Origin of the sequence: Paenibacillus sp. FSL R7-0048, assembly GCF_038004505.1 — a bacterium.
GTDB lineage: Bacteria > Bacillota > Bacilli > Paenibacillales > Paenibacillaceae > Paenibacillus_AQ > Paenibacillus_AQ odorifer.
In genome coordinates, this window is sequence record NZ_JBBORF010000001.1 from 4,601,624 (window position 1) to 4,620,651 (window position 19,028).

The 19,028-nt window shown below is 40.4% G+C and carries 19 protein-coding genes; 4 read left to right on the forward strand and 15 right to left on the reverse strand.

Annotated elements, in window-relative coordinates; translation table 11 throughout:
• Nucleotides 1-121: 121 nt before the first annotated feature.
• From NSQ91_RS20555 to NSQ91_RS20575, 5 genes are all read right to left on the reverse strand, one after another.
• A complete protein-coding gene (locus NSQ91_RS20555; RefSeq protein ID WP_076127346.1) occupies nt 122-610 on the reverse strand; it encodes an LURP-one-related/scramblase family protein in 489 nt (162 codons plus the stop codon).
• A gap of 48 nt (nt 611-658) precedes the next feature.
• The gene (locus tag NSQ91_RS20560) at nt 659-1,174 is read right to left on the reverse strand and encodes a GNAT family N-acetyltransferase (protein WP_076127348.1); all 516 of its coding nucleotides are present in this window, start codon (nt 1,172-1,174) and stop codon (nt 659-661) included.
• 944 nt (nt 1,175-2,118) lie between these two features.
• Nucleotides 2,119-2,580: a hypothetical protein gene (locus NSQ91_RS20565; RefSeq protein ID WP_076278723.1), complete on the reverse strand. Its 462-nt coding sequence runs from the start codon at nt 2,578-2,580 to the stop codon at nt 2,119-2,121.
• Nucleotides 2,581-2,648: 68 nt separating this feature from the next.
• Entirely contained in the window at nt 2,649-3,941 is a 1,293-nt protein-coding gene (locus NSQ91_RS20570) for a DUF4179 domain-containing protein (RefSeq protein WP_076278724.1), read from the reverse strand.
• The gene (locus NSQ91_RS20575; protein WP_076278725.1) at nt 3,931-4,479 is read right to left on the reverse strand and encodes an RNA polymerase sigma factor; all 549 of its coding nucleotides are present in this window, start codon (nt 4,477-4,479) and stop codon (nt 3,931-3,933) included. Before NSQ91_RS20575 ends, NSQ91_RS20570 begins: the two co-directional genes overlap by 11 nt.
• Nucleotides 4,480-4,685: 206 nt before the next feature.
• Between NSQ91_RS20575 and NSQ91_RS20580 the strand changes: the two genes are divergently transcribed.
• Complete coding sequence (locus tag NSQ91_RS20580; protein WP_076218177.1) at nt 4,686-6,551, forward strand: LTA synthase family protein; 1,866 nt, start codon at nt 4,686-4,688, stop codon at nt 6,549-6,551.
• Nucleotides 6,552-6,620: 69 nt separating this feature from the next.
• On the opposite strand, the gene rbsB is transcribed toward NSQ91_RS20580, so the two are convergent.
• From rbsB to NSQ91_RS20620, 8 genes are all read right to left on the reverse strand, one after another.
• Nucleotides 6,621-7,544, reverse strand: a complete 924-nt coding sequence (gene rbsB, locus NSQ91_RS20585) for a ribose ABC transporter substrate-binding protein RbsB (protein ID WP_076304874.1) — start codon at nt 7,542-7,544, stop codon at nt 6,621-6,623.
• A gap of 13 nt (nt 7,545-7,557) precedes the next feature.
• On the reverse strand, nt 7,558-8,526 hold the full coding sequence (locus tag NSQ91_RS20590) for an ABC transporter permease subunit (RefSeq protein WP_076127362.1): 969 nt from the start codon (nt 8,524-8,526) through the stop codon (nt 7,558-7,560).
• A gap of 2 nt (nt 8,527-8,528) precedes the next feature.
• Nucleotides 8,529-10,010, reverse strand: coding sequence for a sugar ABC transporter ATP-binding protein (locus NSQ91_RS20595; protein WP_076218180.1), 1,482 nt, complete (start codon nt 10,008-10,010; stop codon nt 8,529-8,531).
• 21 nt (nt 10,011-10,031) lie between these two features.
• A complete protein-coding gene (gene rbsD, locus NSQ91_RS20600; RefSeq protein ID WP_076304873.1) occupies nt 10,032-10,427 on the reverse strand; it encodes a D-ribose pyranase in 396 nt (131 codons plus the stop codon).
• A gap of 2 nt (nt 10,428-10,429) precedes the next feature.
• Nucleotides 10,430-11,308 carry a ribokinase gene (rbsK, locus tag NSQ91_RS20605; RefSeq protein ID WP_076201458.1) on the reverse strand — a complete coding sequence of 293 codons (879 nt, stop codon included), beginning with the start codon at nt 11,306-11,308 and terminating at the stop codon, nt 10,430-10,432.
• Nucleotides 11,309-11,335: 27 nt separating this feature from the next.
• Nucleotides 11,336-12,316 (reverse strand): LacI family DNA-binding transcriptional regulator, encoded by a 981-nt coding sequence (locus tag NSQ91_RS20610; RefSeq protein ID WP_076127368.1) that lies wholly within the window; start codon nt 12,314-12,316, stop codon nt 11,336-11,338.
• Between the two features lie 147 nt (nt 12,317-12,463).
• On the reverse strand, nt 12,464-12,931 hold the full coding sequence (locus NSQ91_RS20615) for a DinB family protein (RefSeq protein WP_076127369.1): 468 nt from the start codon (nt 12,929-12,931) through the stop codon (nt 12,464-12,466).
• A 62-nt stretch (nt 12,932-12,993) separates the two neighbouring features.
• Nucleotides 12,994-13,896 (reverse strand): LysR family transcriptional regulator, encoded by a 903-nt coding sequence (locus tag NSQ91_RS20620; protein ID WP_076304872.1) that lies wholly within the window; start codon nt 13,894-13,896, stop codon nt 12,994-12,996.
• 158 nt (nt 13,897-14,054) lie between these two features.
• On the opposite strand from NSQ91_RS20620, the gene NSQ91_RS20625 reads away from it, so the two are divergent.
• Nucleotides 14,055-14,672, forward strand: a complete 618-nt coding sequence (locus NSQ91_RS20625; RefSeq protein ID WP_076304871.1) for a histidine phosphatase family protein — start codon at nt 14,055-14,057, stop codon at nt 14,670-14,672.
• A gap of 62 nt (nt 14,673-14,734) precedes the next feature.
• On the opposite strand, the gene NSQ91_RS20630 is transcribed toward NSQ91_RS20625, so the two are convergent.
• The gene (locus NSQ91_RS20630; RefSeq protein WP_036688955.1) at nt 14,735-14,980 is read right to left on the reverse strand and encodes a hypothetical protein; all 246 of its coding nucleotides are present in this window, start codon (nt 14,978-14,980) and stop codon (nt 14,735-14,737) included.
• Nucleotides 14,981-15,600: 620 nt separating this feature from the next.
• Nucleotides 15,601-16,152, reverse strand: a complete 552-nt coding sequence (locus tag NSQ91_RS20635) for a polymer-forming cytoskeletal protein (protein ID WP_076183054.1) — start codon at nt 16,150-16,152, stop codon at nt 15,601-15,603.
• Nucleotides 16,153-16,792: 640 nt separating this feature from the next.
• On the opposite strand from NSQ91_RS20635, the gene NSQ91_RS20640 reads away from it, so the two are divergent.
• Together NSQ91_RS20640 and NSQ91_RS20645 are read left to right on the forward strand one after the other, a co-directional pair.
• Nucleotides 16,793-17,704 (forward strand): LacI family DNA-binding transcriptional regulator, encoded by a 912-nt coding sequence (locus NSQ91_RS20640; RefSeq protein WP_076304870.1) that lies wholly within the window; start codon nt 16,793-16,795, stop codon nt 17,702-17,704.
• A 48-nt stretch (nt 17,705-17,752) separates the two neighbouring features.
• Entirely contained in the window at nt 17,753-19,018 is a 1,266-nt protein-coding gene (locus NSQ91_RS20645; protein ID WP_076304869.1) for an MFS transporter, read from the forward strand.
• The last annotated feature ends 10 nt before the right edge of the window (nt 19,019-19,028 follow it).

Here is a 19,028-nt window from a genome sequence, read left to right on the forward strand (position 1 = left end):
TTGCCTACTTATGGTACGTTCAGCGCATCATAGATAAACTGACCAATTACACTCAGCTTTACCTGCTGAATTTATTCCGTCCACATCACCTTGCTAAGTTATTAACTTTAATATTGAATCTTCACTGATGTGATGTAGATGCCTGGTCAGCCTTCACACAATCAATAGCGACAACGAACGCAATCATGAGCGTTTCCATCTCATCATTCAATATTTGAACCTTATAGCTATCACCCCAAGTGAACCACTCTTTGTTCACTTTACCGATGACTACACCACGCTGTAAAACCTGAAAATCCATGTCCCACCAGTTACCATGTACCTCAATGTCAGCCGCATCAATCGTATAACGTGCTTTAAAGAAAGAAAACTCCTTCTTAATCGTCAATACCTCTCGACCATCTACTTCTACAAAAAACTTTGGTAAAAAACTGAACACTTTTTTCGTAATAAGTGCGACTTCATCTCTTGTTGTATTCATGATGGAGAATGTCTTGGGAATTTGCATAAAACTGCCCTCTACGTAATAGACATCTTGCTCCTGCTGATTCTTTACCGTGAATTTACCACTTAGACTGAATACCTTTTGTTTTATATAAAGTTGCTTCATTCTAAGCCTCCTATCGATCCTCTTAGTTAACATCATTTTAGACAAATGTTATAGTTGTTTTGTCATAATAAAATCTATTTGTTCTTCTTCACCCATATAAAAAGAATGAGTTCCTGTATGAACAAACTTCATTTTTTCATAAAAGCTAATAGCGTTCTTATTCTTTTCCCAAACCCCTAACCAAATCTTCTCTTTATTACATTGTACCGCTATTTCTATAGCTTTATTTATTAGATATTTCCCAAGCCCCTGTTTATGAAATTTTTTTCTAATATAGATCCTCTCGACTTCAAGTGAATCATTACCCATTACTTCAGATTGAGCATCCTCGGTGTTTACCTTTAAATACCCAGCGATTTCTTCATTAAAATAAATAAAATAGAATTCTGATGAGCTATCCGACAATTCTTTTTCTAATTGTTTTAAGTTAAATGCTCTATCCAGGTAGGCCTTCATATTTTCAGGTGAATTTTGATTACTAAATGTCTCATTAAATGTTTCAACACTAATTCCTTGAAGTGAACCTAGATCTTCGACCGTGCACTTTTTTATATTGATAGCCATATTGTTTTCTCCTTTTAAAATATCAATTTACAAATAAACTCTTATTTTGAGCTCTAATTATATGGTGTTATGCAGATGTGACAGGAAAATAGTATAACATAATTGTTGTATTTGCAACAAAAAAACTAAGGATTTACCATTCATTCTACCTATTAGCGTATTGGGGTAATCAGTCTCTCTACGGCAGTCAGAACTCCAAAAGGAAGCGAGCGAGGTTTGGGGATTCGATGATGGATGGCGGTTACTTTCGGACCCAGATGACGTTATTTGCGAATATTTCGGCTTTGGAGCAAGGTTTCGGACCCCAGTGCAGCTATTCCCTCGAAAAGGCTGCTTTTAGGGTGTTTTTCAGGCCAATAACGGCTATGCGGTCCGTTAGGATTCCAAAAGTGGGATATGGCGCGTCTAAGGGTCATCTGAGTCCGTTAGATGCTTCCGGGCGCGCAAACGTGATCGAAGAAAGTGTGGCTTGGGAGTTTGATGATGGAAGATGGTTACTTTCGGACCCAGATGACGTTATTTGCGAATATTTCGGCTTTGGAGCAAGGTTTCGGACTCCAGTGCAGCTATTCCCTCGAAAAGGCTGCTTTTGGGGTGTTTTTTAGACCAATAACGGCTATGCGGTCCGTTAGGGTTCCAAAAGTGGGATATGGCGCGTCTAAGGGTCATCTGAGTCCGATAGATGCTTCCGGGTGTGCAAATGTGATCGAAGAAAGTGTAGTTTTTTTTGGGGGATAGCGGAGGTGACAAAAGTAGAGGGTTCTTGATGATGGAGGAAGCAAACGAAGTTTCAGGATTCGCGGATGGAGAAAACGAGCGACGTTTGGGGGACGATGATGGAGCAAAAAAAATGAGGTGCCCCAGCAGCCATTTTCGGCTTTTAGGACACCCATCCTTTCCGCTGTGCGCATAAAGCGCGGTATGGTGGACTGGTAAGAGCCCGGTTAAAGCCATCTCATAAATCTTTTTTTAGATAGTTTAATCTGATTACTTTCGGCCCATGCGGTTAGTTCTTTCATTCCCTTGTATTCTTCGTCAAGAAAACTAAAACATAATCTATAGGGAGGAGATTTGTGATCTACAGGTTTAATGCCTATTACGGGTATGAAATAGCCCTTTACATAAATATTCTCAATTTGATTCGCTTGAATTTCTTTGTTTTCTACTATTATAGCGTCCGGAAGAATCCGAACCTCAATGAACTTTCTAATCGTAATGATCCTATAGAGCAATATGATTACAACAATCAGACAGAAAGCCAACCATATATAACCAAAATAAAGTAATACTTTATACTCCGTATTATTTCTGGTATTTAACAATAGTATGCCACTTGAAAAAATCATAGAAAACAGAAGCGACATTAACGACGGACGACTCACCTTATAAGCACCTATATTTTCCATAACCCCCTCACTTTCTCAGACTATTATAACTTACTATATTTCATAAATTATGGATATGGCACTTCTTTTTAATCCACAGGAATCTCAATCACCTTGTTATATTCCTTCATATAATGTATTCCTTCTATCAGAATACTTTCAGGTTTCGTTTGTGTATCAAATAATAAGGTGCGTTCCTTCATGAGTTTACCGTTCGTTTGTTCTGACTCTTTTTGATTAATTGTTGTTTTTAAAGCCGTGTTTTCGTTAGCATTTTCTATAGACACACCATCCAGCATTACATCCTCATCTGTAGCAATAGTTATTTCAATCCCTTGAGCGGTCTTGGTCACATCTTTAATCCATAATTCTTTATCCCCTAGTAGAATCGGCTCATTACTATCAGCATTTAGAGGATACTTCTCTTCCAGCTTCTGATATCCAACAAACTCTTTAACAACCAGCTGCAATGAATGTAATTCTTTTGGCAAGGTGTCATAACGAATATCAAATGATCTCCCACCCAACGAGGTTTTATTGCTACTACCTAATATTTCTACAGGCTTTCCATTGGCAATTAATTGAATGCCTTCTAACCCTAATCTTATTCGATCGAAATTCTCGACATTCATACTCCCTTTAATCACAGTCATGGTGGGTGTGGCCGTGATCGACTTGAAGGTAATTGATCCTTTGTCGGCTTTGACCTTTTTATTAATCGACTGTTTGATCTGAGTCACCATCGCTTGATTTGGATTATAAGAAAACGTTATGCTCCCTTCACTCATCTGCCCTTTCTGTGGAGGTCCCCAGTAATGAAGTGTTAGTTTTTTCGAGAATGGGCTTACGCTATCAAATGTCATCGTGCCTTTTATTTCTGTATGTTCGTCGTTGATTAAAGATACGCCGCTTCTTATGTTGGAATTCGTGAGAAACCCTTCTATTTTTGAAGGACTAAAATGATCTCCCGTCTCCTCTAGTCCCTTAGGATTGTTTAACGTGTAATACACAATAAATTGATTGGCATCTGCCATAATTCCGTTAATCGTAAGTTCTGTTCCATCTGCTAACGTCGTCTTTTTGTCTATGCTTTGTCCCATTCCTTGTTCATTGAGTTGTTGTAAAGTTCCCTCTAACACCTCATCAAAACCAAATAACTTTTTTCCATAATAAGCGAAGGCATTATAGCTGTTTCCAGAAACTACTATCACTAATATAATGACGGCTGCAATCTTCCAGAGGGGCAAGCTTTTTCTTTTTATTCTTTTTGGAGGTGCCGAGTCTAAAGCATTTCTTAATCTCATTTCTAAACCCTCAGGTGCAGTTATGGACTCTAAGTTCCTCTTCTCATCCACTAATCGTTGTTCGACGTTATTGTTCATCAACATCACCTCTGTAATGATTTTTCAGCGTTTGTAATCCATTGTAGATCCTTGATTTAACAGTTCCGATCGAGACCTGTGTGATCTCAGCTATCGTTTGATAATCGAGATCATGAAAATATTTCAATTGAATTGCTTCTCTTTGCTGCTCGTTCACATGTAACAATAACGCCTGCATATCCATTTGCTGTTCACTTTTATGATAAGGATCGCCTGATGTAACATCGGCTTTTTCCTTCTCGTCAGTGATGCTCCAGTCCTCTAATAACACCAGCTTGCTTCGCTTATGAAGTTGCCTTTTACAGCCGTTTACCAAAATCGTCTTACTCCAGCTGTAAAAAGACTCCTCTTTCTTAAGTTGGTCAATCTTCTCGTATAACGTAACTATCATTTCCTCCATGGCATCCATAGCATCATGCGCATTTCCCATATAGCTGTACGCAAGCCTATAAAAAACATCCTTTTCATACATGATTAATTGCAGCAAAACTTCTTTATTTCCCTTTTTAGCTTTTTTCACCAATCGAACAACATCCATGCCTTCACCTCTCTCCCCTATATGAGTCAGGAGCAATGTAAAAAGTTCATCTTCATAAATTTTTTTTATATATCGTGAACTATTCAATCCACCTAAACTGTAATATTCAGGAAATTTTCACTCAGACATACCCAAATCTAGTTGATTTTAAACGCTTCAATGTAATAGAATGAACTAATCTAAAAAGAAAAGGATGGGCATAAGCAATGCCGTTTAAAGAACCTCGTACACTTAGTAAAAGATCTCTGCTATTCTTCTCTCTCATTATGCTTGTAAAAAGCTATTTTGCCTGGTATTTTCTATTTGAAGATGGCCCTACTTGGACCACTTGGCTTAAAGAAATCCCTTTTGTACTTCTAGTCTTTTGCTTGATTGAATGGTTCGCTACGAAACGAAAAATTGCAATTTACATGCTTGTCAATGTATTGATTACTACTCTATTTTTCTCATTAATTGTATATCATAATCATTTTGGCATCATTGCTACTTCGCAAGTATTAGATCAGGTCAAACAAGTGGGAGCCGTAAAGAAAAGTATATTTTCGGTCCTTCGTCCTCAATATATGCTTATCTTTGTGGATATCATTGTCATCAGCTTGGTGATGTTTAGAAAACAGAAAGCGCTGGATTGGAAAAAAGCCATGTCGCGCAAAAGTAACCGTAAAGCGGTGGCAGTCCTGTTCTGTATTTCCATCATCATTTGTGCAATGAATATTTTTCCAAACCGTGCCAGTATGAACGAAACGATTAAAGCGGAACAAATGGGCATTCTTAATTATGAAGCCTACTCTCTGCTAGCTGATCAAGAGGAAGAACAAATTGACGTTTCTGAGATTACGCAATCCACTATTGATAAAACTAAAGGAATTCAAGCTAGCTCTAATCCGGTTTTATTTGGAGCCGCCAAAGGAAAAAATCTAATCATTCTGCAAATGGAGTCTTTCCAGAACTTCTTAATCAATCTAAAGATTGATGGACAAGAAATCACACCAAATATGAACAAGCTTGCCGCCAGCAGCTTCTACTTCCCGCGTTTCTACCAGCAGGTTGGACAAGGCAACACTTCAGATGCAGAGTTTATTGTGAACACTTCTTTTTATGTACCCCCTGATGGTCCAGCTACCCAAATGTACGCTCCTAAAGAGCTACCAAGCTTACCCAAGCTGTTGCAAGCACAAGGTTACGATACGGCAACATTCCATACGAACGAAGTCGACTTTTGGAACCGTGGTGAGCTTTATAGTGCTTTGGGATTCAATCGTTATTATGATAAAACTTACTTCGGGGAAGAAGACACTGTATTCTATGGCGCTTCTGATGAAGTTTTGTATGAAAAAACAGCTGCAGAGCTGGCAAGAATGGATCAGAATGAGCAACCTTTCTACTCCCATGTAATTTCGATGTCATCTCATAATCCGTTCTCCATCCCAGAGGATAAATACAAAATGACACTTCCAGAGCGATTCGAAGGAACGCTTGTTGGCGATTATATTCGGGCTCAGAATTATGCTGATTATGCGCTGGGACTTTTTATCGATGAGCTCAAACAAAACGGTGTGTGGGATAACAGCTTGATCGTATTGTACGGGGATCATCGTGGACTGCCTATCTTCTCTCTAAAAGAGGATGATCATCTCCTACTGGAAGAGATTCTCGGCCATGAATATTCGGAACGTGAATTGATTAATATTCCGTTGATCATGTCAGCGACAGGGATTACAACTCCTAGTGTAAAAGAACAACTAGGCGGGCAAGTGGATATTTTACCTACCGTATCTAATTTATTGGGTGTCTCTCTTGCAGATCATATTCATTTCGGACAAGATCTCTTGAATCAATCAACTTATAACTTACTACCACAACGGTATTACTTGCCTACAGGATCTTTCGTAAATAACGAAGAGCTCTTCTTATCCGGCAGTGGCTTCGAGGATGGCCAGCATTATACTTTATCTGGTAACGGCAACCAACCTCTGCAATCCACAGAAGACGAATTCGAGCGTGCCTTACAGCTGCTCCATTTGTCAGACAGCTATGTTACACAGCTACCGGATAGAGTTATTGAAGAATAAGCTGCAATGTATAGCAAAAAAGACTGTGCTCACCAAATCGGTGAGCGCAGTCTTTTTCTATAATGGTTATTATTTTGACTCTTTAACAACTAGTTTAAGCGGTGCCGCAATCAGCTTCTCTACGGTTTTGCCTTCTAATACATCCTTAGCGGCTTGAATGGCTAGTTGGCCAATTAATTCAGGCTGCTGCGCAACGGTTCCTGTTAATTTACCAGCTTCGATGGATTTAAGTGCATCTTCATTTCCATCAAAACCAATCACAGGGATATTCTTGCCTGAACTTTGAATGGCTTCAATAGCACCTAGCGCCATTTCATCATTATGAGCGAAAACTGCTTGTACGCCAGGATTTCCTTGTAGAAGGTTCTCCATAACGGTCAGGCCTTTCGTGCGGTCGAAATCAGCTGTTTGCTTAGCAATGACCTCTAGCTGGCTGTCCGCAATCTCATGGAATCCCTTACCGCGTTCCCGAGTCGCTGAAGCTCCTGGGGATCCTTCTAGCTCGATGACCTTTGCACCTTTCCCAAGCTGCTCTACAATATATTGTGCCGCCATAGAGCCACCCTTTACATTATCAGAGGCAACAAGAGCTTTGATATCCCCTTGATCTGCGGAACGGTCCAACGTAACGACGGGAATATTTAAACTGTTAGCTGTTTGCACTACTGTCGAGATCGCTGATGAATCCACTGGATTGATCAATAACGCATTCACACCTTTTTGCATCAAATCTTCGACGTCATTACTTTGTTTAGCAGAATCATTTTGGGCATCAATGACAAGGACTTCCAAGCCTTGCTTCTTAGCCTCGGCCAAAACACCATCTTTAACGGATACAAAGAAGGGGTTATTTAAAGTAGATATGGATAATCCAATCTTCATATTCTCCATGCTTCCACCACTGCGAGGCTTAGCCCACTCTGGAGGCTCCAAGGAACAACCTGTCATGAGAATTAATAGTAAGGAAGTAAGAATCAAAGTTAACTTTTTCATGTTGGAATCCCCCTTATACGGCTTTCTTACGGTCTATGAGTACGGCAATAGCAATAACGATCCCTTTGACCACCATTTGGTAAAAAGAGGATACGCCGAGCAAGTTCAATCCATTGTTCAAAATCCCGATAATCAATGCACCAATCAATGTGCCCACGATACGTCCACGACCACCAGTTAAGCTCGTACCGCCTAATACTACAGCTGCGATAGCATCCAACTCATAAGATGTGCCTGCTGTGGGTTGCGCTGAGTTCAATCTGGAAGTCAGGATCGCTCCTGCCAATGCGGACAACATACCGGTCAATGAATAGATCATTATTTTAATGCGGTCGACTTTAATCCCTGAAATAATAGATGCTTTTTCATTACCACCAATGGCATAGGTTTTACGACCAAATGGAGTTTTGTGCAATACAACCCATAAGACTGCGAAGACGATGATCATTGTTATAGCAGGTACAGGTATTCCCAGTAAATATCCACGGCCAAACAATTGGAAGGTCATGCTGTCTCCGAGACCTGTGATCGGATTTCCGTCTGTGTATACAAGTGTTAATCCCCGGAAAATCGTCATGGTCGCCAACGTAGCGATAAATGGCGCCATTTTACCTTTTGTAATCATCAGTCCGTTAACCATCCCCATCACGCCACCCGCTAAACAACCTACAATAATGGCTAAGACAGGATCCCAACCAGACAACATCAGGTTAGCGGTGAAGGCACTGGATAGGGCTAGAATAGAACCCACCGATAAATCGATACCACCCGTTAGAATAACAAAGGTCATCCCAAAAGCGATAAGCGCATTTATGGCAACTTGTCTAAGCAAGTTCAGGATATTAAGGGGCTCCATAAAGCTTGGGTTCAACACCGTAACGATAACAATTAGAATAATCAGCCCTAGTAATGGACCTAGCTTCTGTGTAATTTGCCCGATTTGAAAACCTTTATTTTCTCTCTCACCTTTGATAGTTGTCATTACTATTGCCCCCCTGTAGCTAACGTCATGATTTTTTCTTGCGTAGCTTCTTGTTGTGATAGCTCTCCACTAATTTCCCCTTCATGAACCACTACGATCCGGTCGCTCATTCCTAAGACTTCAGGAAGCTCTGACGATACCATGATTATGGCGACTCCACGTTCCGTTAATTCGTTCATGAGCTGATAGATCTCCCGTTTAGCTCCTACGTCCACTCCACGGGTAGGTTCATCGAGGATAAGCACACTTAAGCCGATCCCAATCCATTTGGCGATGACCACCTTTTGTTGATTCCCCCCGGATAAATTCCGGACTAAAGTGGAGGAAGACTGTGTCTTGATGTGCAGCCGCTTGATAAGTATGTCTACAAATTCTTGTTCTTTTTTATCAATGATTACACCCTTAGGAGCGAAGCTATATAAATTTGTAAGCACCATATTGTCTCGAATAGAGAAATCAAGCACTAACCCTTCATCTTTACGGTCCTCCGTAACGAATCCTATCCCCGCCTTCATCGCATCATTGGGATTTCGAATCGTGACCTTTTCTCCCCGCACCATAATCTCACCACGGTCTAACGATTCCAATCCGAATAAGGTTCTCATCATTTCTGTTCGTCCAGATCCCATTAATCCTGAGAAACCTAAGATCTCACCCGAACGAACGGAGAAATTAACATCTTTAAATTGCCCTTTTTTCGTGGCATTTTTAACTTCAAGAACAACCTCTCCGGGTTTGGAGGTACGCTCAGGAAACCGGTCGGTTAATTCACGCCCTACCATCTTCCGAACTACATCATCGAAGTTAGTCTCTGGAATGGGCTTCGTGTCTACTGTTTTCCCATCTCGCATGACCGTTATTCGGTCACATATCGTAAAAATCTCTTCCATCCGGTGCGAAATATACACGATGGAGACGCCTTCCTTTTTAAGGGAAGTTATGACTTCGAACAATTTCTGGATTTCCCGTTCGGTTAATGCCGCTGTCGGTTCGTCCATGACGATAACTTTTGCATGAGTCATAAGCGCTTTTGCAATCTCAATCATCTGTTTCTCCCCTACCGAACATTCCCCCGCCTCTTGATTTAAGGGAATCGTTACGGAGAGCTTACGAAACTGTTCATTTGCTAACGCTTTCATTTCTTTCATATTTAAGATCCCTAGTTTGGAGGTTCGTTCCTTACCAATAAACAGATTATCTAGAACTGTCATATCCGGCCACACATTCAACTCCTGATGGATAAAAGCGATCCCATAACGTTCAGCCTCTTTGGGATTGTTAAAGTATGTTTCCTGACCATCTATACTAATGGTTCCTTGATCACGCTGATGCAGTCCAATCAAAATGTTCATCAGAGTAGACTTTCCTGCACCATTCTCTCCCATTAGGGCATGAACTTCACCATCCTTCAGCTCAAAATCCACACCCGTCAACACACGGTTAGCCCCAAAAGATTTATAAATATCCTTCATCGTAATGTGCATATGCTTTGAACCCCCTTTTTATCAAAAATAGACCCCGGCTTGTAAAATACAGTTTGCATACGGCTTAGCTTCCCCCGTACGAATGATGACCTTCGCATGCTGGGTTAACAATTTAAATTGTTCATGTGAAATCGCCTCTATAGGTATTTCCTTAAATTTGTCATTCAAGTATTCAGAAGTGTCTTTATTTTTTGCTGCTAATTCCTCTGCCACGATAACTTTCTCTATGACCATATCCTCTGATATGATTTCGACAATCTCTTGAAAGCTGGGAACTCCCAATTTAAGCGCTAAATCAATCTTTGGAACACCAGATGGAACGGGTAATCCAATATCAGCAATGACAATCGTATCGGTGTGGCCTAAGTCAGTAAGCACTTTGGAAATATGACTGTTTAAGATTCCTTGTTTTTTCATAATTAAAGACTCACCTCCACCTCTACTCTTGTTGGCATGCCACCTTGGGCACCAAATTTTGTGACGGATAAAGAAGCGGCGCGATTGGCAAACTTTACACTAGTTCGAATAGACTTGCCTTCAGCTAGAGCAACAGCAAATGCCGCATTAAAAGTATCTCCTGCTCCAGTGGTATCTATAGCATTCACTTTATAGGTGGGAACTAAAACTTCCTGTTTACCATCGTAATAACGCACACCATTGCTGCCCTCGGTTATAAATAACTTATTGGGATATTTGCGTAAAGCTTCAGCAGTACTCATCTCAGGAAATAATATTGCACATTCATGTTCATTGGGAGTTAAATAGGTGGCATTGTTTATAATCGTTTCACTGATAGGCCGAGCAGGTGCTGGGTTAAGCAACATAGGCACATTGAATTTATAGCAAATCTCACTTACATAAGACACCGTCTCTTCCGGAATTTCTTGTTGGATTAATACCATGTCAGAGCCTTTAATATTCTCAAGTGCCCGTTCAACCAATGCAGGAGTAACTAAATCATTGGCTCCTTTTACAACGATAATGCTGTTATCGCCTTCCGCTAAAATGATGTGAGCTGTCCCACTTTCGACATGTGTAACCGGTTCCACATTGGCGGTAAAAACGCGATTCTTTTTCAGATTATCCATGATAGCGGTACCATAGAAATCATCACCTACACAACCAACCATCGTAACTTCTGCTCCTAGACGGGCAGCAGCGACGGCTTGGTTCGCACCCTTACCGCCCGGAACGGTGGAGAATTGTTCTCCAAGCACAGTCTCACCCGCGTGAGGCCGCTTATTCGAAGTCACTACTAAATCCATTGAACAGCTGCCAATTACACATATCTTAGCCATATTCATCAACCTTTCTCATGTTGTCATCTATTCTTTACTTCTTGTAGTTTCCCGCTCCACAAAGCTAACGGGTAGTTGAATAATCTTCTCTTCCACCTTATCTTGCTCAATTAGCTTAATAAGTAAACCCGCTGCTTCTCTACCCATATCATGTGCCGGCTGGCGAATGGTGGATAAAGCAGGTGACAACAAGCTGCTGAGCGGAATATCATCAAATCCGATGATTTGCAGATCCTGCGGCACTCTTTTACCTAAACGATGTGCTTCATGAATGACTGCCGTCGCCACAATATCATTACTGGCAATTACGCCATCCGTATCTATATATTTATCAAATAACTCCACAGCCCATTGTTCTGCTACTGTATGGGAGAAGGATGAAGTTTCGATCACATTATAGCTGATTCCCATTTCATTAAGGACTTCAATCGCCCCAAGAAATCGATCTTGTGCAGGTTTGATATGCGCCGGTCCTTGTATCACTGTAATTTTTTTGCTTCCCCGTGCGATAATCTCCTGTGCTGCAAGACGTCCGCCCTTTTTGCCATCTGCGTATACGGAAGGGCTATCATTAGAAGTACGGTCCAGAAATACAACCGGAATCTTCAAGTTAGAATAAACGTCACTCTCAGGGAAATTGGTTGACGATATCATGCCAATGACATTGTTTTGGATAAAGGTTTGAATATAATCCATCTCTTTGTCCTCGTTCTCATCACTATTGCCAAAGATGATCCGATAACCTTGCTCCTGCATCCGATCCTCTATCCCCCGCGCTAACTGCGGGAAGAACGGGTTAGTAATATCAGGCAAGAGCAGCCCGATTAATTTAGATTTCCGCTTGTATAATGATCTTGCAACCTCATTAGGGGTATAATTCATTTCTTTGATCGCTGCCTCAACCTTTTTGCGAGTATCGATATTCACATATCCAGATTCATTTATAACCCGTGAGACTGTTGCTACCGAAACTCCAGCTATTTTTGCGACATCTTTGATCGTCATCATTCTTTCATTCATCCCCCAATGTGTAACCGGTTACATGTATTACATAAATTAGATTATCACATAACCTTTTCATTTACAAATCTTTTTTTCGATCATAAAGCTAACAAAAGATACCAACTATATATCGATATCTTTTGTTATTTGAATTTATTTATCTGCAAAGCGATTTAATAATTTTATTGTATTGAAATGCATACCTTCATGGTAAAGTGTGAAATTTATGAATTCACCGATTGAATTTAAGGTTAATCCACTTCCTGTTGTAAGAGGGGTTACTTGCTCACTTAAGCGATTGTGAAAAGCTTCCTGGATCCGTTTGGGTTGCTCCGTAAGCATCTCAAGTAAAACTTCAAGCGTTGGCGGTTCCTCATTCCACTCGGCTGGTTTAGTCCCTTTCGCAAATAAGCGTTCAAAGCTTGCCGGCAATTGCATAAGCTCCCGAGCAGAATGAAAGGCAAACTTCTCTTGCACCAAATAAATATGTCCCAAATTCCATCGGATATTGTTATTAAACCCTTCTGGAATGCTATTCAAAGTTCCCTCAGATAGTCCCTCGACAGCACGCACAGTAACACTTCGCACAAACTTAATTTGTTTGAATACAATTTGATCCATTATGACCCCTCCTAATATTTCCATCCATAGTTTACCATGAGATTATCTTTAATTTCCTAAAATTATTTTATACTTAATTGTTTCATAACGAGCGTAATAAACGACTGCATATAACTTTCTTGAAGTTCCTTCTTTCTGTAGCCCATCCATATCGAATGCTTGGAGACTACATTTTCTACTGCTATTTTAGCTAATGTTCCCTGATCAAGATAAGGTTTCGCCAACAAAGCGGATACATAACTAATTCCATAACCGGCAATGACAGCTTGAATAACTTCATTCACTCCATTAAATTGAAGCCCAATCGTTGGCTGCTGTACACTTCTTTCTTCACACAACCGGACAAGCCGCTCTCTGGCTGCACTGCCCTCTTCCCTCATAATAAATGCTTCAGACATTACTTCTTCAAAGCTAGCCTGCTGATTGGCAATAGGGTGATGGGAAGAAACCACGAATACATACTCGTCCCTATATAACTCCCGATGTTCGAACACTCCTGTATTATGCGAAGGAAACTCCATATCACTGTAAATCGCCACGTCTGCTTCAAAATTATTTAATTTTTCCATGACACCATGAGAATTAGTAGTAGTGATCTGAATGTTAACTTCCGGAAAAGATTGTTTGAATAATGACGCCCACCGGGGAATGAGGATGCTTGTCGCTAAATAATTACCTGCAATCCGCAGATTCCCCTCAGGAAATTTGTGATAGTCTTCAATGATTTGCTGGACTTGATCACCCATGGCAAAAAACTTTTCAAGAGGTTCGATTAACCTTTTTCCTAAAGGGGTGAGCACCATCCTCTTTCCTTTAATTTCAAATAATAAAATATGATTCTCCCGTTCAAACTTACGGATTTGCGCTGATATAGCGGATTGACTGATATGCAAACGTTCAGAGGCTTTGGTCACACTACCTGTGATCGCAACGTAATAAAACAATTTTAATACATGATAGTTCATCGTCAACTCTTCCTCACTTCATAAAATAATATCTGTATTCGCCGCTTATCCTCAGCCATTTTACTATAACTATACATTATGGATGTTAACTATTATATATTGTTTATTTATATTTATTTATCTTATACTTACAACTATTCATAAGGGAGGTCACGTTAATGACAAAAACAGTATTCTACTTAACCCGCCACGGGCAAACAGAATGGAATTTACAAAAACGAATGCAAGGGCATCAAAATTCTGCGCTTACAGCCTTGGGCGAACAGCAGGCAGAATGGTTAAGAGATCGTTTGGAAGTAGAAAACTTAGGCGCAATTTATTCTAGTACTAGTCCAAGAGCATTGCATACTGCGCAGATTTTACGGGGAAAGCGGAGTTTACCTATTCATCAGCAAGTTTCTTTAATGGAAATTAACATGGGGAGCTGGGAAGGATTGAATACGGATCAGATACAACTAGAATCCCCTTTACAATATTCCCATTTTTTCACCAGACCCGATCTATATATTCCTCTAACCTCAGGTGAAACTTACAAGCAGCTTGAACAAAGAGTAGTGCCGACAATGGAGCGCATCATAAACGATAACGTAGGGCTAGAAGTGCTCATCGTCACGCATCGGATGACTTTAAAAGTCATTATGGCTTATTTTCTCAATAAATCATTGCAGGAAATTGGGGAGTTACCGGATATTCTCTCTACAGCATTATGTAAAGTAACCCTAACTGATAACAATACAACCATCGATCTGTATGGAGATACTTCACATTATCAATGACTATGGGTCAAAAAATAAAAAGGTAACTCCGATTAACGGGGCTACCTTTATAGGGTTCAACATTAAATATCCACACTTTTGATTATAAAACTGCGGACCTTCATCCATTTGCCTGAAATGAATTCATCAATCGTTTTCGTCTTTGGTCTAACGCAAAAGCGATGTTTTGCCCCTTTATCAAAGCCCACAGCTTCAAAAATTAGGCTATCCCCTATTTGCTCCTTGAAGAACACCTGCTTTAATCCCAACCTATTTAACATTTCAAGCTTTACGCTCTCAATATATGTGCGCGAATACTCCTTAGACATATGTGTTCCTCCTAGTAGTGGTAGTAATATTATAAGTCAATATGAAGAAAATCAACAATAGTTCATATATTCATCCACAAAAAACAACCAGGCAGCGATTCTCCGTTGGAGGTTCACTGCCTGGTGTTTTGGGTCTGCGGTGGTTTGCTTGAGTAGGTTACGAGCTAAGCTTAATCATTCGTAGCTTTCGGATACCCACTCCGTTGTAACGCACTATCTTGTTGAAATTTGTAAGATAACTGCATTCTATACACTTATTCCATATCCACAAGGGCTAATTCTAACTTTAAGTGTATTCTATACAATTAAAAACTAGAGAAATAGCCTGTAGAGTATTAAATCAAGAAAATAGATGTACTAAATACAGCTATTTTCATTGGCCGAGCATTTTGAGCATTTTAGTTGTACAAAATACAGTTAAACCCATCTACTGTACACTTCAATACTCCATTACTTGTTACTTCAAAGCTTCCGTCGGCTCTCATATGGTAACTAGATGGGGTGTAGTCCATTATGAGTTTGCCCATTCATACTGATTCCTTTTTCCTGAACCTATCCGGATAATTCTATCTATTTAGTCCTTCAACTTCTACATCTAACTAATCGAAAACATCACTAACTTATTTAACTTCAGTTGCCCCAGTTACTTTACCTTCAATCCCTGCAGTTGCTTTCACATCTTCGTTTGCGAAGTAAAGATTGCCATCAATAGTCGAGGTTTCATGCAGATTAAATCCGTTCGCTTCTACATAAACATCACCTTTAATGGTTCCGCCTTGAACTCGTAAATTTTCACTTTGTACAGTTAACTTAGGTACAGTGAGTGTGTAATTGGCAGTAACTTTGTGATCAGCGTCTTGGGCATAAAGAGCAATCTTACGGTAGATGTCGCCGTCTGCGGCCCCTTTATCATGGAATTCGCCTTCAACAACAACATCTTGGGCAATCGTCACATCATTTAGAATGGCAATAATCCAATTTCCATCTTTACTTACAGCCTTGGTAAACGCATCTGCTTGATTTACGATTGAAGCTGTAGTAACTGCATCCGTTTGCTCTGTAGTTGGAGCCGTAGTAGCCGCCGAATTAGTCGCATTATTATTATTCGCACCACAACCAGACAAGACTGCAACCGAGACGCCTGCTACTAACATCATTTTAAATAACTTCATTTGAAATCCCCCTTGTTTTTGATTATAAATTAATTATATATTAAAATTTTTAATAAACAGGTGAAAATTTTCACAATATTGTGTCGTTATCTGAAGCGGTTTCACAAAGATCACTCCTTTCCATCCGGAATCGTATCCATAAGTAACACCTCATCTCGCTGCCCGTTTTAAGTTCATAGATCTTAATACTTATTTACCCAAATTTTAAGAAAGGTCACAAAGGTGCTTAATTCCACACAAAAAGGACACTCCCAACAACTGCGGAAGTATCCTCATAGTCTTTATTACTATAATTTTTTAGATTAAATACCCTCTTGAAAAAGATATGGAACTATCATACTCTACGCTTACTTTTTTAATGTTAGGTTTATGCAAAACATCAGCATAAAAATAATACAGCGGAAGGATGACCATTGGGTTAATAAGCATTTTTTCAGCTTTTGCATAAAGCTTGTTTCGTATAATTTAGCTTAAGACGATTATCAAGCAGATCTTCCCAGGGTTGAATCTCAAGGGCTACATTCTTCCATTTCTAGCAACTTAGCAGGGTCATCTGACTGCTCACTCCCCCCCATTGACGCTTTAGAATCAGAATGTTAATCTTTAGAAAATATCACAAGGATAAGGGAGCTATTTACTGGTGAAAAAGACAACCATGAAGGACATCGCACTTCGTGCCAATGTCTCCGTCGCAACAGTGAGCTATGTTCTGAATCGTGTCGGCAACCAAACCATTCCTGAGAAAACGCGCCAGCAGATTCTTCAGCTTGCCGAGGAACTGCATTACATACCGAATCTGGCAGCACGTTCACTTGCGAATCAGAAAACAGGATTGGTCGGTGTGCTTGTTAACACATCAGCCCATACCCCACACTGGAAGCTCCATGCCCAGTTCTCATTTATACATGCCTTGGAACAACGGTTAACAAATGCTGGTTACCATACGCTGCTATATTCACTTGATGTTGACCAGCCTTCTTTGGATATTATCGTAGAAAGAAAACTGGAGGCTGTATTTCTGATCGATGTGCGTGAGGAAGCCTTTTATTCGATCTCTAAACATTTTGTAGAAGGAATTCCTTTGATTCTGATCGACAGCATGATTGAAGATAAACTCTTTAAGCAAGTCCTTTTCAACTATCGAGCAGCTCTGCAAAAGGTAAAACCACAGGACCTTTCACAGGTATGTTTAATTATGGAGAGCTTCAATAACTCTTTCCTCACCCGCTTTATTCAGGACAGTCTTCCATTACCTGAAGAAGCGATATTCACCGTTGTCAATTTGGAGGAATTAAATACATTCTTACAGGAGGGGGGCTATAAAGAGGCTATTGTCATTAATGAGTTTATTGGAAGTTACGTTGAAAAAAACGGGAGGTTCGAACAACTCTCTGTTCATTGCACCTGCAATTGCCCGGAAATATTAGGCGATGACGTTCATAAATTCATTTTCACAGGGGATAAAGCGGCTACTGCATTTGAACTCATGGACAAATTATTGCATCATTCTGACTACTCCGCACAAGAAAATAATTGTTATTTTGTAGAATAATTTTTTTGGCTATTCACTTAAGCGTTTAAGTTGAAGGGAGCATAACTTATGCCTGGTCCTGTATTAGTGAAACAAGTTCCCCCTGCTGTTCAAGCTCATCCCTCTCTTTGGGGAAATCGGAGATTCCTGCTGCTACTCAGTTCGTACTCCATTTCCTTATTTGGTAACACTTTTCATAGTATTGCATTAAGTTTATGGGTACTGCAAACGACCGGCAGCGCCAAAATGATTGCCATCATCACGATAATCAATTTAGTGCTCAGTTCTTTACTTGGATCAATAGGGGGAACTTTTGCGGATAGGGTCAATCGTCGAACCCTCATGCTGATCACAGATCTGATAAGTTGCGGACTCGTAGTGACACTTGCTTTAGCCATTTCCCTGCCTTCTACTTCGTTCATTGTCGTCGCTATACTGACGGGTCTTACGACCGTTTCAGCTTTATTCCAGTCCCCGGCATACCAAGCTTCTATCACTACTGTTGTTGGTAAAGAACATCTACAAAAAGCGGTAGGATTGTTGAACTTGTCTGAAAACATCTGCCGGACTATTGGTTATTCAGCCGGTGGGATTTTCGTAGCGAGTTTTGGAGCCGCCGACGCTATTTTATTTGATGGAGCTACGTTCTTTCTCTCCTTTCTGCTCGTTTTAGCGGTCCGCTCCCTTCCTTTGCCAACTCAATTGAATAACGTGCCCAAGAAAGAACGGAAATTCACACAGGATTTGATCGATGGAATTCGCTATATTTGGAGGTACCCTTTTGCACGCGCCGTTATGATTATGCTTCCTACCTTAACCTTATTTTTTGTCCCCTCCCTGATGTTGACCCAGGTTATGGCCGTCAAAGTGTGGGATTCTACTCCCTTTCAGTTTGGACTTATTGAAGCCTGTATTCCACTTGGTTATATGATCGGATCCGGTCTGATCTTGCTGCTCGGCTCCAAATTGAAAAACAGAGGTTTCCTTATTATGACTGGACTGCTATGTCTCGGTCCCCTGTACCTCCTGTTATCATTCGTCACTTCCGCTGCGATTGCCATTCCTATCATTCTTGTAATTGGCTTCATGTTCTCATTCTGCACGTTGCTGATTAATACAATCCTTAGGCTGGAAATTTCAGAAGACATCCAGGGTAGGGTGTTCGGTGTATTAGGTTCTATCATGAGTGTAGCCCCATCCATTGGTCTTACTGCTGTCTCGTCCTTGTCAGATTTCTTCAGCCCTGGTCCTGTCATGGGTTCAATCGGAGTCTTACTGCTGCTGTTTGCCTTATCAACTATCACTAAATTAAAGGTAATTCGAAACTACAAGTAATTTCAGAACG

Excerpts from the sequence above, each read along its gene's own strand:
- NSQ91_RS20555 (WP_076127346.1), bottom strand. The coding sequence starts at position 610 with ATGAAGCAACTTTATATAAAACAAAAGGTATTCAGTCTAAGTGGTAAA.
- NSQ91_RS20560 (WP_076127348.1), bottom strand. The coding sequence starts at position 1,174 with ATGGCTATCAATATAAAAAAGTGCACGGTCGAAGATCTAGGTTCACTT.
- NSQ91_RS20565 (WP_076278723.1), bottom strand. The coding sequence starts at position 2,580 with ATGGAAAATATAGGTGCTTATAAGGTGAGTCGTCCGTCGTTAATGTCG.
- NSQ91_RS20570 (WP_076278724.1), bottom strand. The coding sequence starts at position 3,941 with ATGAACAATAACGTCGAACAACGATTAGTGGATGAGAAGAGGAACTTA.
- NSQ91_RS20575 (WP_076278725.1), bottom strand. The coding sequence starts at position 4,479 with ATGGATGTTGTTCGATTGGTGAAAAAAGCTAAAAAGGGAAATAAAGAA.
- NSQ91_RS20580 (WP_076218177.1), top strand. The coding sequence starts at position 4,686 with ATGCCGTTTAAAGAACCTCGTACACTTAGTAAAAGATCTCTGCTATTC.
- rbsB (WP_076304874.1), bottom strand. The coding sequence starts at position 7,544 with ATGAAAAAGTTAACTTTGATTCTTACTTCCTTACTATTAATTCTCATG.
- NSQ91_RS20590 (WP_076127362.1), bottom strand. The coding sequence starts at position 8,526 with ATGACAACTATCAAAGGTGAGAGAGAAAATAAAGGTTTTCAAATCGGG.
- NSQ91_RS20595 (WP_076218180.1), bottom strand. The coding sequence starts at position 10,010 with ATGCACATTACGATGAAGGATATTTATAAATCTTTTGGGGCTAACCGT.
- rbsD (WP_076304873.1), bottom strand. The coding sequence starts at position 10,427 with ATGAAAAAACAAGGAATCTTAAACAGTCATATTTCCAAAGTGCTTACT.
- rbsK (WP_076201458.1), bottom strand. The coding sequence starts at position 11,308 with ATGGCTAAGATATGTGTAATTGGCAGCTGTTCAATGGATTTAGTAGTG.
- NSQ91_RS20610 (WP_076127368.1), bottom strand. The coding sequence starts at position 12,316 with ATGATGACGATCAAAGATGTCGCAAAAATAGCTGGAGTTTCGGTAGCA.
- NSQ91_RS20615 (WP_076127369.1), bottom strand. The coding sequence starts at position 12,931 with ATGGATCAAATTGTATTCAAACAAATTAAGTTTGTGCGAAGTGTTACT.
- NSQ91_RS20620 (WP_076304872.1), bottom strand. The coding sequence starts at position 13,896 with ATGAACTATCATGTATTAAAATTGTTTTATTACGTTGCGATCACAGGT.
- NSQ91_RS20625 (WP_076304871.1), top strand. The coding sequence starts at position 14,055 with ATGACAAAAACAGTATTCTACTTAACCCGCCACGGGCAAACAGAATGG.
- NSQ91_RS20630 (WP_036688955.1), bottom strand. The coding sequence starts at position 14,980 with ATGTCTAAGGAGTATTCGCGCACATATATTGAGAGCGTAAAGCTTGAA.
- NSQ91_RS20635 (WP_076183054.1), bottom strand. The coding sequence starts at position 16,152 with ATGAAGTTATTTAAAATGATGTTAGTAGCAGGCGTCTCGGTTGCAGTC.
- NSQ91_RS20645 (WP_076304869.1), top strand. The coding sequence starts at position 17,753 with ATGCCTGGTCCTGTATTAGTGAAACAAGTTCCCCCTGCTGTTCAAGCT.